This window comes from Planctopirus hydrillae (genome assembly GCF_001707835.1).
In the GTDB taxonomy this organism is placed as follows: Bacteria; Planctomycetota; Planctomycetia; order Planctomycetales; family Planctomycetaceae; genus Planctopirus; species Planctopirus hydrillae.
This window is the reverse complement of record NZ_LYDR01000158.1, coordinates 15,012-31,186: the sequence shown is the minus strand read 5'-3', so window position 1 is coordinate 31,186 and position 16,175 is coordinate 15,012. Positions and strand designations below refer to the sequence as shown.

The window sequence follows — 16,175 nt, the reverse complement described above, 5'->3', positions numbered from 1 at the left end:
TTCCCCTCCGTCTGTTTTTGAATTCTGTCTGAGAGCCATGGCATGAAATACGATGTCATTATCGGTCTTGAAGTTCACGCTCAGCTTCAGACGAGAACGAAAATCTTCTGTGGTTGTGCGACCGACTTCACACCCGATGCGCCCAACATCCGCACCTGCCCTGTCTGTCTGGGGCTTCCGGGTGCCTTGCCAGTTTTGAACAAACGGGCCTTCGAAATGGCCGTCAAGGCTGCCATGGGTCTCCGCTGCCAGATCGCTCATTTCACCAAATGGGATCGCAAACAGTATTTCTATCCGGATCTGCCCAAAGGCTATCAGATCAGCCAGTACGATTTGCCATTCAGTCATTCGGGCCTGATGGAGATTCCCGCCGATCCAGAAGTGGCCGGCGCAGAAGGTTTGACTCGTAAAGTGCGTATCATCCGGGCTCACCTGGAAGATGATGCAGGCAAGAACGTGCACGATGAATCGGGCCGGGGATCAGAGAGTCAGGTCGATTTGAACCGCGCGGGAACACCTCTGGTTGAGATTGTTACAGAGCCAGATCTTCGATCACCAAAGGAAGCTCGCATGCTGCTGGAAGAAATCCGGCTGCTGCTACTCTACTTAGGGGTTTCCGACTGCAATATGCAGGAAGGAAATCTGCGCTGCGATGCGAATATCAACCTGCATCTTCATCATGATTCGGGCATAACGACCAAAACCCCGATTGTCGAAATCAAGAACCTCAACAGCTTTCGCTTTCTCGAGCAGGCCTGTGAGTACGAAGTTTCCCGACAACTGAAAACTTATGGCCACCTTGAGGAAATCGCCGATCGAACCAAACGAACCTTTGGCTATGATCCACAGCGTGGCGTTACCATTGAACAACGCAGCAAAGAAGAAGCTGCTGACTACCGCTACTTTCCCGACCCTGATCTGGTTCCGGTGATTGTGACAGCAGATCAGATCCAATTGTGGCAAGCTGATCTCCCGGAGCGTCCACAGGATCGCCGTCAACGCTATCAGACGCAATTGGGATTGAGCCCGTATGACGCCGGCGTGATCATCGAACAAGGGCGTGCTTTCGCCGATTTCTTCGAACAGATTGTCACGCATGGGGCTGAACCCAAACAAGCCTCCAACTGGATCACTCAGGAGATCCAGCGCATTCTCAATGAACGCAAATGTTCGATTGGGGAATTCCCGGTATCCGCTGAACTTGTGGGGACAATCCTTAAGAAAGTGAGCGACAAGCAACTCACACTCAAGGCGGCTCGGGAAGCTCTTGACGCACTGGTATCATACAGCGAAGAAAACACAGTCAGCCACGAAACACTGGAGAAAGTCATCCAGGAACGCGGGCTGGCCATTGTTCAGAATGATGAGTTGCTCCTGAACATTATTCAGCAGGTCATTCAAAAGAACCCCAAACCTGTGGCCGATTATCTCGGCGGTAAACAGGCTGCCGCAGGCTCACTCCTGGGCCAGGTGATGCGCGAAGCCCGGGGTGCTGATCCTCAATTGGTGAAGAGTCTGGTCACAAAGGCTCTCGATGCCCTGAAAAGTGGAAATTCCTGAATCGATGCCCCATTCTCAAATGAATAGTTAGTTCCGTCGAGATGTTTCTTTGGTATCGTGCTATTGAGAGAGTTCATCAAAAGAATTGAGCACGCGCTCGTCATCACATCAGGTTCAATGTGAATACGCTCCAACTTGAGAGCCGACCCCGGCATGATCGTTCGATCGTCATAAGCCTTTCGTGTCAGACTTTTCGTCGAACGATTGGACTTTGGATTTGTGTGAGTCTTTGTGCCGTGATCACCCCTTCTATGGGGGATGAAACCAAATCAGCATCGAATATCAGTCAAGGCGCAGGGATTCAAGGTGCAGGGATTCAGGAACCCAGTCAACGACCTCAACCCCAGCAGCCTCCCGTTCCTCCCACAACTGGAGCGGCTGCAATCACGGCGGACTCACCACAAAGGCAGTTACTGTCTGTCTCGGACATCAAGAAAAACTGGCTGATTTTTTCGGTTGAAAAAACAGGGCGAGACGATGTCTGGAAAGTGCAGAAAGCCGCTACCGAGGAAGATTCCGAACTCATTTGTCTAGGTAAACCTTTTGGATATCTCCAATCACCCGAAAAATTCGCTGACTTTGACATGGGGTTTGAGTGGAAGTATCCCGACGACCCGAATGGAAACAGTGGCCTGTTGGTCTATACCGACAAGGAAGAGAGAATCTGGCCGGATTCCATACAGATCCAGTTGCATGCCCCCGCAGCCGGAAGCATCTTCCCGGCTGGAGCCGCAACTTCGAATACGACCATCAACGTGAAGGGTCTCTCCCGCCCTCTCGGTGAGTGGAATTCTTTACAAGTGAGCAGTCGGAGTGGCCGTCTGGCTGTCGTTGTGAATGGAACTCGAGTCGGGGAAGTTCTGGCAACAGATCAAACCAGTGGCCGACTTGCTCTCCAGAGCGAAGGGGCCGTCGTGCATTTTCGCCGCTTCTGGCTGAATCCTGCCCCCAAAGAGAATACTGCCACTCTGGAGAAATCTGTAACTGTGGAGAAGTCTGCGACTGGGGAAACTGACAAACCACCGACGAAAGTTGATTCGGATCCTGTCGGTTCATCGGAACCCAAGCCCCCAGCAGCCAACCCGCAGTCCTGATGCACAGAACTTGCTCAATTCCAAATGAGACAATGCGATCTGCGCAACCCGCAAAGTCTGACACACCGATCGCGAAATCCCTAAACTTCGACAGATCAGCAGCGGAGCATTCTGCGGGCAGTTGGCACAATTTTCGGCGGAATCGACGTAAGGCTTTCCTTACCCCATTTCGCAATGATACCATCCACAGACAGGTTCCAGAGACCTTCAAGGTGATGGGCTGAACCTCGACTTATAACTTTTTCCGGAGCCGTTTCATTTATGGCTGCTGCCGATCCGTTTCATTCAATCTGTCAAATCCGTACATCATCTGGCGAATATAACATCGCCAGCCTCCCGGCGCTGGAAAAAGCGGGCCTGGCGAAGCTGAGTGAACTTCCCTTCTCGATCCGCGTGCTGCTGGAAGCATGCCTTCGTAAGGTCGATGAGTTTGTTGTCACAAGCGAGCATGTGCGTCAAGTGGCTGGCTGGAATGCAGCGGCACCAGCACAGATCGAAATTCCTTTCTTCCCAGGTCGAGTGGTCTTGCAAGACTTCACCGGGGTTCCTGCGGTTGTCGATCTGGCAGCGTTGCGCTCTGCCATGCAGCGAATGTCCAAAGATCCCCGCAAAATCAATCCGCTGGTGCAGTGCGATCTGGTGATCGATCACTCAGTTCAGGTCGATTACTTCGGCACCGAACAGTCATTACAAAAGAACATTGATCTTGAGTTCGAACGCAATCTGGAACGATACCAATTGCTCCGCTGGGCGCAGCAGGCCTTCAGCAATTTTGGCGTGGTTCCACCAGCGACCGGCATTGTCCATCAGGTCAACCTGGAATATCTCGCCAAAGGTGTGCTCACAAAAGACGGCTTTGCCTTCCCTGACAGCCTTGTGGGGACCGACAGCCATACGACGATGATCAACGGCCTGGGTGTCGTGGGCTGGGGTGTTGGTGGTATTGAGGCAGAAGCCGTCATGCTCGGCCAGCCGATCTACATGCTGATGCCTGAAGTCGTCGGCTTTAAGCTGACAGGCAAGCTTCCCGAAGGTGCCACAGCCACAGACCTCGTTCTGACCGTCACACAAATGCTGCGTAAGCATGGCGTGGTTGGGAAGTTTGTCGAGTTCTTTGGCACCGGACTTTCGAGTATGTCGTTGGCCGACCGGGCGACGATTGCCAACATGGCTCCTGAGTATGGCGCCACAATTGGCTTCTTCCCCGTTGACGCTGAAACTCTGCGCTACATGCGCCGCACTGGTCGCACAGACGCTGAAGTCGAACTGGTTGAAACGTATTACAAGGCCCAGGGTCTCTTCCGTACGGATGAAACACCGGATCCCAAATTTACAAGCACCTTGTCGCTCGATCTTTCAACCGTCGTTCCCTCAATGGCTGGCCCCAAGCGTCCTCAGGATCGTGTCCTGCTGACAGACATGAAGTCGCAATGGCACAACGATCTGGCCAAGGCCTTTGGAAAGACCGAACCGGCGCAACCAGTTAAGGTTGGACAGAATGGATCGTCTTACGAAATTGGTGATGGCGCCGTAGTGATTGCGGCGATTACCAGTTGTACCAACACCAGCAATCCCTCGGTAATGATTGGCGCAGGCCTGCTCGCCCGAAATGCGGTCAAGAAGGGACTGACGAGAAAACCATGGGTAAAAACCAGTCTGGCTCCAGGCAGCCGGGTGGTGACTGACTATCTGGCCAAGACCGGGCTGGATCAGCCACTGGATCAACTGGGCTTCAACACCGTGGGTTATGGGTGTACGACCTGCATTGGGAACAGCGGACCATTGCCAGACGAAGTTTCCAAGGCAATTCGAGATGGAAATCTGGTCGCTGCGGCTGTCCTTTCGGGGAACCGAAACTTCGAAGGTCGAATCAATGCCGACGTCAAAGCCAACTATCTCGCCAGCCCGCCGCTGGTGGTCGCTTATGCCATCGCTGGAACGACCGATATCGATCTGACCAAAGATCCCATTGGGACAGGCTCATCGGGAGAAGCCGTTTACCTGAAGGATATCTGGCCCTCCTCAAAAGAAATCGAAGCCGCCATCGAAGCCGCCATCACTCCCGACGTCTTCCAGCGCGAGTATGGAGCTGCGACCAAGGGTCCTGAAGAGTGGCAGAAGATCGGCGGCGCAGGTGGCGACCTGTACCAGTGGGATACGAAGAGCACTTATGTGCAGGAACCGCCCTTCTTCGTCGATATGCCCGCAACTCCGTCCCCGATCACCTCGATCCATAATGCCCGCTGTCTTCTCTCAGTCGGAGACTCCGTCACGACCGATCACATCAGCCCAGCGGGTAACATCAAGGCGACTTCTCCTGCAGGTCTGTTCCTGCAGTCAGAAGGCGTCAAGCCCATCGACTTTAACAGCTATGGTGCAAGGCGTGGCAATGATCGCGTCATGACTCGCGGGACATTTGCCAACATTCGCCTGAAGAACCTGCTCTGCCCCGGCACTGAAGGTGGCGTGACGGTTCACTTTGGTACGGGCGAACAGATGTCCGTCTACGATGCCTCCATCAAGTATAAGGCTGAAGGAACACCGCTGGTTGTACTCGCTGGAGCCGAATACGGAACTGGCTCATCGCGCGACTGGGCAGCCAAGGGAACTTACCTTCTGGGCATCAAGGTTGTCATCGCCACCTCATTTGAACGTATCCACCGTTCGAATCTGGTTGGCATGGGTGTGTTGCCCCTGCAATTCCGCGAGGGAGAATCGAGAGAACACCTGGGACTGGATGGAACTGAGGTCTTCGATGTTCAACTCGATGATTCTCTCAAGCCATTGCAACCCGTGGAAGTGATGGCCCACAAGGCCGACGGCACGATGATTTCGTTCGTCTGCACCTGCCGAATCGATACGCCTGTGGAAGTGGAGTATTACCGCAATGGCGGAATTCTCCATAAGGTCTTGAGGCAGCTCGCAGCCGAGTAATCCTGGTTAAGTGCCTCAACAGCCACTCGATTTTCCTGGCTGTCGACATGAGGTTACTGGAAAGCCCCTTGCCTTACGGCTGGGGGCTTTCTGTTTTTGTGTCGAAGTCCGCAATGCGTTCGGCGGCCTGTTCGCCACTGGCAATGGTATCGGGAATTCCCACACCATCGTAAGAGTTACCGGCCAGTACGATTCGAGGTGTCAGTGAAAGCTGTCCGCGAATCCTTGCAACGAGTTCCCGATGGCCCAGATGAAATTGTGGCATCGCCCGAGGATATCGCACGATCCGCGAAACTACCGGTTCTCCTTCAACTCCCAATATCTCCTGCAACTCCTCATGCACGAGTTTCTGCAACTGTTGATCGTCCAGTTCGCACAACTCTGGCTGTAGCGCTCCGCCGACAAATGTTCGCAACAAAGCACAACCCGGAGGAACGCGATCGGGGAACTTCCGATGCGAAAATGAGACCGCCAGAATTTTGCGACGCTCGACCCGCGGCATCACTAAACCGAAAGCTCCCAGAGGTTTTTTGATCTGCGATTCCTGATGCCCCGTGACAACGATCGCACTCGAAGCAAATTCAATTCGGGAAAGCTCCTGGGAAAGACCCGCGTGATCTGTAGCCAGAACTTCTGCCGATTTCCAGGCGGGGAGAGCCAGGATCACCGTATCGAAAGTTTCCGGTCGTCGACCTTTGGTATGCAGTACGACCTCACCTTGATGAGCAGCATCTTCATTTTGAGTTTTATGTTCGACTCGAGTGACTTCAGTACTCAGTCTTAAGGAAATTTGGCCAACGATTCTTGAAAGTAACCAGTCCACCAGTTCCTGCATGCCACCTTTTAAGCCGAGAAACAATCCATAACGTGCTCCTGTGGCCTGCTGTTGGGGAGAGCCCCGCTTCCGCAAAGCACGAACGGTCGCTGCACGAATCAAACTGCCATATTGTTTTTCATCCGCTGGAAAACGAGGAAGTGCCGCCTGAATACTCAGCTTGGACGGGTCGGCTGTATAAATGCCGCTCACCAGGGGTTGCACCAGTCGATCAAAAGCTTCCCGGCCGAACCTTCGCACAACGAACGCTTCCAACGACTCATCGCTCTCATCTTGCCTGGGTGGAACAAAACGTTCGCCGAGCATGCGCAGTTTGCCTGAGACAGATAACAGGGATGTCGTCAGGATGGGCAAAGCCTTGGAAGGAGTCATCAGGTTGACCCCTTCTGGCACAAGGCATAACTTCTTTCCACGAAGGATGTAGGCCCCTCGGAAGTTTTTACTCATACCAACCAGAGAATCTTTCAGCCCGAGGCGAAGACAAAGATTCAATGCCGCTGGTTTATCGGTGATGAAGGAATCGCCCCCCAGATCAATCTGGTAGCCGGCAATTGATTCAGTCCCAACGAGTCCACCCAGCCGAGACTGCGATTCAAACAACGTGATCTCAAATCGTCGGTTCTGCTCAGCAGCAATTTCGACCAGGCGATGTGCAGCAGCCAGCCCACTCAGGCCACCACCCACAACGGCGATGCGCAAGGGCGAAGAAGATCTTCCGGGAGAACTTCTTTTAAACCCGCCCTCACCAGATCCGCCAGGAGCATTCATAATTCGTCCACGAATAGAGGTCTTCTGGCAGGAATCATTGCGACTTTAACGAGCACCTGACTCATGAACGTGGCGTACCAACTCTTTCACTTTCTCAGGATCGACTTCCGGATACACACCATGCCCGAGATTAAAGACGTGTCCACGATGACCTCGACTGGCCTCCAGAATTGCATCGGCCTTCGCCTTCAAAATAGGAAGATCCGCCTCAAGGATCAGTGGATCGAGATTGCCCTGGATCCCCTTGGAGTCACCGACAAGCTTCCAGACATCACCAATATCGTGCCGCCAATCGATGCCGAGGAGGCTTCCTCCCGCTTCATTCTGCATCGTCAGGAGTGCCGGATTTCCCGTCATGAAATTGATGACTGCCACATGCGGCATCAACTCCTGAATGACGGCTTTTGTGTGAGGCAGGACAAATTCCCGATAATCCCAGGGAGACAAGCAGCCCGCCCAGCTATCGAAGATCTGCACAGCCTGACAACCCGCAGCCGCCTGAGCCAGCAGGTATCTGACAATCGTCCGCGCAAGTCTCCCCATCAGTTCGTGCCATTCTTCCGGATGGTTATACATCCATCGTTTGGTATGCAGATAATTGCGAGATCCCCCCCCTTCCAGAACGTATGAAGCCAATGTGAATGGCGCCCCGGCAAAACCCAGCAAAGGGATGTTTCCGGGAAGATCTTTGCGAATAAGGCGAATCGCATCGTAAACAAATCCTAAGGAACTCAAATCTTCGAGTTCGCGAAATCGCTGCAAATCTGCAGGAGCCCGCAAGGGATTATGAATCACAGGCCCTTCCCCTTTGGCGTATTCCAGATCAATGCCCATGGGACGAAGCATGGGCAACAGATCGGCAAACAGAATCGCCGCATCGACATCAAGCACTTCTCGCGCAGTCAGCGTGACTTCGGCCGCCAGGGCGGGGGTTTCGCAAAGTTCGAGGAAGGTTACTTTGCTGCGAACAGCCATGTATTCGGGCAGATATCGCCCTGCCTGACGCATGATCCAGATGGGAGTGGTATCAGTCGCTTCACGGCGAACGGCTCGCATAAAGCGACTGTCAGCCAATTCCGTTGTCATCATCAGAGGAGTTACTTTCACAGGAAGATTTTTGGCATCAGCCCATCGAGTTTTCAGATCAACTTCAGGAATGCCCTCAACAACCAACATAGACGAATCAGGCCGAGAATTTCAGCAGTACCCAGGCATAAAGTTCATCCATCAGTCTTTGGAAATTAGCTGTTTTCGGGCCACGATCGGCAAACCAGCTTCACAAACCAGCTTGACCAGTGGGCCCATTTTGGGATGCTCTGGTTCTAAGTCAGGAGCAAGCCCCTGCTCGATGAGCGTTTCTGTCGCTGTAGGGCCAATCGAACCAATCACACACCGGTTGGCCGCCTGAAGAAACGGGGTTTTCAACCCCATTCGATCGGCGACTTCCAGCACATGATGTACCTGCTGAGCACTGGTCCACAAGAGAGCGTCAAACTCACCTTGCACACAGGTACGAATTGCATGTTCGAGTGGATTCAAATCTTCTGGTAAAGCCCATCGATAGACGGGAACCCTGGTCACCATGGCACCGCGCTGCTGCAGTTCTTTGTACAACAGTTCGTTGGGTTGACCATACTCCTGCACAGCCATTGAAACAGATTGAAGTGCACCCCAATCATCGAGGATTGAAAGAAGTTCTCGCCAGGTGTTTGGTTCGGGGGCACGCGCATCGACATGCACACCCCACTCTCTCAGCACGGCATGAGGTTTAGGCCCGCGGACAATCGTCACGCAGCGATCCCAGGCAGCCAGGATCTCTTCTCTGGGAAATCGCGTTTCTAGGACTTCAAGTAAAGCTCGCGCCCCCACACCGGTGAGAAATACCATCAGGCGGAATTCGTGGTTGAGTAATCGTTCCCCAAATCGGAACGCCTCAGGGTTCTCTCCGAGAGGAATCTCACGCATCGACGGTGCAATGGTGGCGAGCCCGCCCATTCGCTCAATCAGCGAAGCCATCTCCTCGCCACGGCGGCTCTCAAAAGAGCAAATTTTCAGGCTGTCAGTATCGTCACGACTGACTGGATGAGATGAACTCTGCACGTTCGCCGTCCCCAACATGTCACCTGATTCAGCAGTCTCTGAATGACCAGATTGCCCACTGAAGTGTATCAAACATGTGAGGTTACGTCCGCTGGACATCACCCGGAAAGCTGATGGCAGATAAATTCCATCAAAACTGAGACATCCTCAGCTCGAACTCTCGGGAGAACGAGAGATCAAAACGCCAACAGGGGTGAAAGACTGGCAGTGTAGGCGCTCGCCCGAGTAAAGCCAAACGACCACACCCGGCTACACTGCCAGCCTTTCACCCCTGTGCAGGCTGTCTAATCAGTGGGCAATTTATGCGCCATTCGTTGAACAAACGGCACAACACCCGCGAAATGCAAGAATTGAACTTGTTTTCGCACGTTTGCCCTCTTCAATTTCTCACGGCAGCATCTACGGCCGATGCGGAATGGCTGATCTCTTAAGCAAATGGGCTGGTTCTTCGCTTAACTTTCATGCAATCACAAAAATATACAAAAAAACACTGCCACCCCTGGAATTGCGTGACCCCATGGCCATGCGAAACACTCCTTCATTTCCCGCATTTCGGATTTTCTTGCGACGACAGCCAGTCGGATTAGTACAATCAAGGTAGCATCCGTTTTCTGGAAGTTGAGCTAAGGATCAGCAGGCGTGGATAACGCTGAACCATTAGAACATTGGACATCCCACATCGGCCTTTTCGGGTGGTACAAACTGGCTTTTCCCCCCAGTTGGAGTCTCATCGAACGGCAAGGACACGTCCTGCTCCGCCCTGCAGAAGGCCAGGCGACACTCTCGTTAACCGTCTCGTGGTCCAATCAGCCAGCCGAACCACAATCAGCACTTAAAAAGCTGCTCATCGATAAGTACGCGCACCGCCGCCGCATGCAGGTGCGAGGCTCGGCACACCCTGGAAACAATACTGGCTGGCATTGCGGCGAGACGCTTCTTCAGCCACCTGCGAGTTTCTGGAAACGTTTGTGGGAGCGCGGGAACTGGCAGAAGTTTCAAGTCACAGTTGTTGCTGAAGGGCACCTGCTGCTGGTCGCAGAACTGTTACAGGGGACTGATGTTGATCATGAGTTTCAGACGTTAGCACAAGTCGTGATCCAGACTCTGAAGCTGAATCCTGCACCCTGCGATCCACCGAATGTCTTTATTGCCAGAGCTGTCGACTTTATTCGGCAGGCTCATCCCGATTTGAATTGCCAGCAGGCTGGTGATCTGCAGATTCATCTGGGAGGGAGCACAGTCAGCCTTGTGAATTTTTACCGCGAGTACCTGCATCGCCCCAACTACTTTGAAGCGATTCTTGAAAACGCCGTGGGAACTCTGGTCAACCTGCAAAAAGAGACCTCCGGCAACTTTCGTCCCAGACGAGAAAGCGTGGTTCATCGGCTGATTCCCATGCTTTACCCTCAAAAATCGATTCGAAATGCCGTCGGGCCAGGATTGTTTGATACGGATCACTGGGAAGGTGGCCCTTTGCAACTGGCAACTCGCGAAGCCAACGAACTGGGTTTCGTCTGTGAAGGGTTCGCAGCAGATCTGGCGATGACATACGTTGTCGATGAAGAGCAGGCGTACTGGTATGTGCAGCCAGCACAGCTTGAAGACTGGGAGATGACTTACGAGGAGCTGCGATCGATTGCGCTGGAAAATCTCGATCGACATTTTGAAGCCCACCCGATGGAAATGACCGTTATCGAGAGTGAGCACGGACCGGCGGTCGCCATGCCGACCAAACCTGATGCTTATAATGCAGCACGGCTGGCGAGTGAATCTTTCCGCGAGCGATTACGTCTCCTTCTGGGTGGGTCGTGTGTTGTCGGTGTCCCGAATCGAGATTTTTTCGTCGCTGTCAGCCTTTCCTGCGAAGAGACTGTTGAACAGATTCGTGAACGAGTGACTGTAGATCATCACCAGATGACTCATCCACTCACTTCGCGACTGCTGCTGATTACGGCGGATGGTGTCAGCGAATATGTCTGAATTCGCGATTTCAAGTTGAATATACGTATGATCCATTGAATCGCACGCTGAACTTCATCAAACAATGACGGTGAATTGCCAATTGCCTCGTTGAAATCCATGCTTAAGTGCCAAGGGAAATGTTTGTGGAACGCTCGATGATTCTTCTAGGGACGGGAACCAGTCATGGCGTTCCAATCATTGGGTGTCACTGTCCGATCTGCCTGTCAGAAAACCCTAGAAATCGCCGGACACGCTCAGGCGTTGCGGTCGAAGCACCCGAAGGTCTTTTTCTGATCGACACATCGCCCGAGCTGCGAATTCAGCTCATTAGAGAAAAGATCGATCTCGTCCATGCGGCAATCTACACGCATTCCCATGCCGATCATATTTTCGGGCTCGATGACCTCAGGCTCTTTGGTTACCGACTCAATCGACCCATTCCCCTCTACTGCGAAGAAATTGTCGAGCAGCAGCTAAGAGCCGCTTTCTCATACGCGTTTGTACCTCCCCCGCCCGATTTGCACATGGGTGCCGTCCCCATGCTCAAATTCGAGCGACTCTCTCTGGAGCCCTTTCAACTTTTAGGGCTGAATATCCTTCCCATCCGTTTGATGCATGGCAAACTTCCCGTTCTGGGTTTCCGGATTGGGAATGTGGCTTTCTGCACTGATGTCAGTTTTATCCCCGAGGAAAGCTTGGAGCGACTTATGGGCCTGGATGTGCTCATTATCGACGCCCTCCGGGACACACCTCATGCCACGCATTTTGGTATTCCGCAAGCACTGGAGATCATCCGTTTGACACAGCCTCAACGGGCGTTTTTGACGCACGTTTCGCATCATCTCGATTACGAAACGACCAACAAGCGACTCCCGCCCCATGTGGAACTGGCCTATGATGGGTTGCGAATCCCCTTGACCTGAGATCGGGATCTTGGGAAGTTCACCTCCAGTGTGAATGACTTCCTCCAGTACCGCAAACAGGCCGCCCGATGAACCACGAACAGGCGTGCTGGAATTATCTGAAGCTGGCCAGTGTGGCAGACCAGAAGGGGCAATGGCTGCCTCGCAATCGCCTCTTGCTCATGGTTTCAATCACTGCAGCGCGAGCCGGCTGGCTGGATCTGGCCGACAAGGCACGGCAGTTATTGATTGCGTCAAATCCCAGGCATCCGTTGAACTCACCCTTACCAATTGCCAATTCGCTCAACCTGGAGTCTGTTCAATCACTGATCGATCGTTACTCCAGACAGGTCAACTATGAGCGGGCAGAGCATCTGGTGTTGCAATCTCACGATGCCCAAGGCCTTCCGCCAGAAACCAGTGAGTATCAGGCCTGTCTGGAACTTTTCCATCGCCTGTCGAAAAACACGACGGGCTCGTCGTTTTCTGCAGAAGATGCTTGAATGCTCGGCTTTCGCCGTTTTTGACTTTGCTATCAGGGAGTTGGTACCTGGTAGACATCTTTGTACCACGTCAGCAATCGGCGAGTCATCGCTGCCACACGGGCCTGCTCTGCTGATGACCGGTTGGTTGTTTCCTGCGGATCAAGTTCAAGCTGATACAGTTCCGCATGCTGCCCCTCATGATCGACCAGAAGTTTCCATGGGCCTTCTCGCATCGCCAGAAAGGGACTGCGATTAGCCGCATCTTTCGGGAAGGCGAACGCTTCGGACTTACGTCCATATTCCCAGAAATCTGCTCGTGGCTGCTGCTCTTCAATCACTGGCGTTATCGTCGCCTGTGTGAAACACCCTGAGCAATTGTGGCCATCGAGCTTCCAGGAATTGGTGGCCAACAACTGCTCGCCAGTGCTTCCTCCAGCATAGGCAAGCAACGTGGGAAGCAGATCGAGACTGGTTAGAACCGTTCGATCATCCACTGCACCGGCAGGAATTCTTCCAGGCTGCCAGACAATTAGGGGGACTCGAATTCCACCTTCGTACAAACTGAGTTTGGAGCCGCGTAGCCCTCTGGTCCGTTCCTGATCGAAGGTGGGCAGCGGTCCATTGTCACCCATAAAGACCACCACCGTCTTTTCCGCCATGGATTTCTGGCGTATCGCTTCGATTAATCTTCCCATCTGCGTGTCGAGATTTGCCATCACTGCTCGATAGCGATCACGCTCCGTCACATCCTTGGCTGGAGGAGCCAAGTCTGGCTGGAGAGCAGATAACTGCTCCTGGCTGGGCCTGAAAGGAACATGGACATCATCCAGCCAAAGTGTAATGAGAGCCGGCTGCTGAGGATCTTTTTGCAGAAACTCCATAGTCTGATCAACCAGCCAGTGTGTTCGTCGGGAACGGTGCACCTGACCCGGCTCTAACTGTTCTGACCAGGGTGGATACTGTTTTCCCAGAGGAGTGGCAGGTTCCGGGCTTTCCCATGTTCCTTGCGCATGGTCATAGCCATAAGCCGCAAACTTGGGGGCATTGGTCACATCTCGACCACCACCTAAATGCCATTTTCCCAGATGGCAGGTTCGATACCCGATCGATTTGAAAATTCTCGCCATGGAAGGAGCTGTAGGGCTCAAAAAATCGGCTTGCCCACAAGCCTTATTTCCGGCTCTTGTCTGCAGATAACTGGTAATCTTATGCCGACCGGGATACCGGCCAGTGACAAGAGCCGCACGAGAGGGAGAACAGATGCAGGAGGCAGAGTAAAACTGAGTCCACCTCTTCCCTTCGCTGGCAAGCTGATCGAGTGCCGGTGTGGGTTGAATCTTGCCGCCATAGCATCCGAGATCTCCCAACCCCATATCATCAACGACAATCACTATGATATGCGGATGGGTTGGAGAAGCTGTAAGGGCAGGACTGGTCGCAACTGGCTTCTCGCTTGCCAGAATCAGGTTCATGGATGGAAAGATCGCAAGACAAATTGCCCAGACTGGCCAAAGTCGTTGCATAAAATCGATCTACCTTTCTGGGAGCCCTCTAAGGGCTTTTTTGCCAACATCTGCCTCGGGAGCGATCTGCGGTTTGATGAATTGAAACTGACATCAATTGCTGAATGCCTGATGAGTTAAGCCCAATGGGGGTCTCCTTGTTTAACCTCACCCGGAGATCAATCACCTCCCGAAAATCGGCTGAATTTCACTTTTTGAACCAACAAATCGGCACAGAGTCCTGTTCTTACCTCGGCAGCACTTCCACCAGCTCTCCTGAATAACGAATCCACTTCCTGAATTCGTCTCATCGTCTTGTTTTTCAGACACTCCGTTCATACCAGTTGCCCGCTGACTGGCTCTCGTGATCACCTGCATCATGCCATCATGATCGCCAGACCATGCTGATAAAATCACAAAGTTTTGTCCGATGCTGCGAATCGACACATCCAGACATGCCGAACCATCAACCTCTTGAAATTGATTGCACGCGCTATACAATTTTAAGCGATTGTCCGGTATGAATAAACTGCAATGAATCAAGCAGCAGACTTCGCAAAAGTGGCAAGATCACCAGCGCCCACAGCAGTATGCGTAATGGACAGTTTCCATGGACACGTCGGTCTTCCGGATCATGGATGAAAAAGTTGATGGTTGATCGACAAGACGCCAATTCCTCCCTGCCCCACAATAGACGTTATGTCTCCAGATCGAATTGCATCATGCTCCTGAACTTTTCACAGCGCTGCCATTGTGCCGGCTGGGCCATCCTGATTGGCTTTTGCCTGGTTTCTGGATGCAGCAAAAAACCTGTCGCCGCTAAAGCGCCACCTCCACCCGAAGTTTATGTCGATCAACCGATTGAACGAACGATTACCAATTACGAAGAGTATACAGGCCGTATGGCCGCCGTTAAGACGGTGGAACTTCGCGCCCGAGTGAGTGGCTACCTCGATAAAGTCCAGTTTGAAGATGGCGCGGATCTTCCCAAAGATGCCCTTCTGTTTCAGATCGATGACCGCCCCTTTCGCGCCGCTGTTTCTCAGGCACAATCGACGGTTTCTCAACTGGAAGCTCGGCTTGAACGTCTTCGCCGAACGGAAGATCGGGCGTTTCGACTCATCGAACAAAAGGTGACCACGACAGAAGATTACGAAGTCGCCAAGTATCAGGCACTGGAAACAAAGTCCGAGCTTGAAGCCGCTCGTGCGAACCTCGATATCGCGAAACTCAATCTGGAGTTCACGACGATTCGTTCTCCGATTGATGGCCGAATCAGCCGGCGACTGGTCGACCCTGGTAACCTCGTTCAGGCCGACATCACACCTCTGGCGACAATCGTCAGTCTGGATCCACTCTATGCCTATTTTGATGCCGACGAACGCACGGTACTTCAGGTCCGCCGGCTGATTGCCGAAGGAAAAATACGCTCTGCCCGAGACGAAACCATTCAAGTCCAGATCGCACTTGCCGACGATCGGCAATTCTCACTGACTGGTACGATTGATTTTGTTGATAATCAGGTCACCGCCACCACAGGGACATTGCGGATCCGCGCGATCGTTGATAATCCCAAAAAACTGCTCTCTCCCGGCATGTTTGTGCGAGTTCGCGTTCCCATCGGTATCCCACATCCAGCACTGCTGGTTCGAGAGGAATCGTTAGCGTCTGATCAGGGAGAACGATTTGTCTATGTTGTCACCAGCGACAATCGCGTCGAAGCCCGACCTGTTGTCACGGGGAAACTGGAAGGCAAATTCCGAGTCCTCGAATCGGGATTGAAGCCAGGAGAACGAGTCATCGTGACTGGCCTGCAGCGTGTGAAAAACGGGAGTGTCGTCACACCCAAACCTTACGTTGATGCCTCAGAAAAGATCACTGACAGCCCTCCGGTCCGCGCTGAAGTTCTTGTGGGCCAGCCTGAAGCTCTACCTACTCCTTAATGCTTGACCAATGCAGATGCTTGACCAGTACAAATGATCGAACAGTTCACATGATTGACCAGTGAAAACGGCAGATCATCGAGCGACTGA

Annotated in this window: 11 protein-coding genes; 7 read left to right on the top strand and 4 right to left on the bottom strand. The window is 52.9% G+C overall.

All coding sequences use genetic code 11. The annotated features are described in order from the left end of the window. The first annotated feature begins 42 nt into the window (after positions 1 to 42). The 3 genes from gatB to acnA all read left to right on the top strand — a co-directional run bounded on the left by gatB (position 43) and on the right by acnA (position 5,588). A complete protein-coding gene (gene gatB / locus A6X21_RS21895) occupies positions 43 to 1,560 on the top strand; it encodes an Asp-tRNA(Asn)/Glu-tRNA(Gln) amidotransferase subunit GatB (RefSeq protein WP_068852853.1) in 1,518 nt (505 codons plus the stop codon). A 251-nt stretch (positions 1,561 to 1,811) separates the two neighbouring features. After that, positions 1,812 to 2,654, top strand: coding sequence for a 3-keto-disaccharide hydrolase (locus tag A6X21_RS21890; RefSeq protein ID WP_068852850.1), 843 nt, complete (start codon positions 1,812 to 1,814; stop codon positions 2,652 to 2,654). Between the two features lie 261 nt (positions 2,655 to 2,915). Beyond that, positions 2,916 to 5,588, top strand: coding sequence for an aconitate hydratase AcnA (gene acnA / locus A6X21_RS21885; protein ID WP_068852847.1), 2,673 nt, complete (start codon positions 2,916 to 2,918; stop codon positions 5,586 to 5,588). A 73-nt stretch (positions 5,589 to 5,661) separates the two neighbouring features. Here acnA and hemG read toward each other — a convergent pair whose 3' ends face one another. From hemG to A6X21_RS21870, 3 genes are all read right to left on the bottom strand, one after another. After that, on the bottom strand, positions 5,662 to 7,122 hold the full coding sequence (hemG, locus tag A6X21_RS21880) for a protoporphyrinogen oxidase (protein ID WP_240490367.1): 1,461 nt from the start codon (positions 7,120 to 7,122) through the stop codon (positions 5,662 to 5,664). Positions 7,123 to 7,236: 114 nt separating this feature from the next. Then, on the bottom strand, positions 7,237 to 8,367 hold the full coding sequence (hemE, locus tag A6X21_RS21875) for a uroporphyrinogen decarboxylase (RefSeq protein WP_240490366.1): 1,131 nt from the start codon (positions 8,365 to 8,367) through the stop codon (positions 7,237 to 7,239). 51 nt (positions 8,368 to 8,418) lie between these two features. Then, on the bottom strand, positions 8,419 to 9,207 hold the full coding sequence (locus tag A6X21_RS21870; RefSeq protein ID WP_240490365.1) for a uroporphyrinogen-III synthase: 789 nt from the start codon (positions 9,205 to 9,207) through the stop codon (positions 8,419 to 8,421). A gap of 723 nt (positions 9,208 to 9,930) precedes the next feature. Between A6X21_RS21870 and A6X21_RS21865 the strand changes: the two genes are divergently transcribed. The 3 genes from A6X21_RS21865 (at position 9,931) to A6X21_RS21855 (ending at position 12,658) form a co-directional block, all read left to right on the top strand. Further along, positions 9,931 to 11,271 carry a DUF1444 family protein gene (locus A6X21_RS21865; RefSeq protein ID WP_068852842.1) on the top strand — a complete coding sequence of 447 codons (1,341 nt, stop codon included), beginning with the start codon at positions 9,931 to 9,933 and terminating at the stop codon, positions 11,269 to 11,271. A gap of 125 nt (positions 11,272 to 11,396) precedes the next feature. After that, positions 11,397 to 12,176, top strand: a complete 780-nt coding sequence (locus A6X21_RS21860) for an MBL fold metallo-hydrolase (RefSeq protein ID WP_240490364.1) — start codon at positions 11,397 to 11,399, stop codon at positions 12,174 to 12,176. 68 nt (positions 12,177 to 12,244) lie between these two features. Beyond that, positions 12,245 to 12,658 (top strand): hypothetical protein, encoded by a 414-nt coding sequence (locus A6X21_RS21855; RefSeq protein ID WP_068852839.1) that lies wholly within the window; start codon positions 12,245 to 12,247, stop codon positions 12,656 to 12,658. 32 nt (positions 12,659 to 12,690) lie between these two features. On the opposite strand, the gene A6X21_RS21850 is transcribed toward A6X21_RS21855, so the two are convergent. Further along, positions 12,691 to 14,163, bottom strand: a complete 1,473-nt coding sequence (locus tag A6X21_RS21850; RefSeq protein WP_068852837.1) for a sulfatase-like hydrolase/transferase — start codon at positions 14,161 to 14,163, stop codon at positions 12,691 to 12,693. A gap of 701 nt (positions 14,164 to 14,864) precedes the next feature. Here A6X21_RS21850 and A6X21_RS21840 point away from each other — a divergent pair. Then, positions 14,865 to 16,085, top strand: coding sequence for an efflux RND transporter periplasmic adaptor subunit (locus tag A6X21_RS21840; protein ID WP_068852831.1), 1,221 nt, complete (start codon positions 14,865 to 14,867; stop codon positions 16,083 to 16,085). The last annotated feature ends 90 nt before the right edge of the window (positions 16,086 to 16,175 follow it).

Bases quoted from the DNA above. Each gene is read 5' to 3' on its own strand.
- A6X21_RS21890 (WP_068852850.1), top strand. From the start codon at position 1,812: ATGGGGGATGAAACCAAATCAGCATCGAATATCAGTCAAGGCGCAGGG.
- A6X21_RS21850 (WP_068852837.1), bottom strand. From the start codon at position 14,163: ATGCAACGACTTTGGCCAGTCTGGGCAATTTGTCTTGCGATCTTTCCA.
- A6X21_RS21840 (WP_068852831.1), top strand. From the start codon at position 14,865: ATGCTCCTGAACTTTTCACAGCGCTGCCATTGTGCCGGCTGGGCCATC.
- A6X21_RS21870 (WP_240490365.1), bottom strand. From the start codon at position 9,207: ATGGCTTCGCTGATTGAGCGAATGGGCGGGCTCGCCACCATTGCACCG.
- A6X21_RS21855 (WP_068852839.1), top strand. From the start codon at position 12,245: ATGAACCACGAACAGGCGTGCTGGAATTATCTGAAGCTGGCCAGTGTG.
- gatB (WP_068852853.1), top strand. From the start codon at position 43: ATGAAATACGATGTCATTATCGGTCTTGAAGTTCACGCTCAGCTTCAG.
- hemE (WP_240490366.1), bottom strand. From the start codon at position 8,367: ATGTTGGTTGTTGAGGGCATTCCTGAAGTTGATCTGAAAACTCGATGG.
- acnA (WP_068852847.1), top strand. From the start codon at position 2,916: ATGGCTGCTGCCGATCCGTTTCATTCAATCTGTCAAATCCGTACATCA.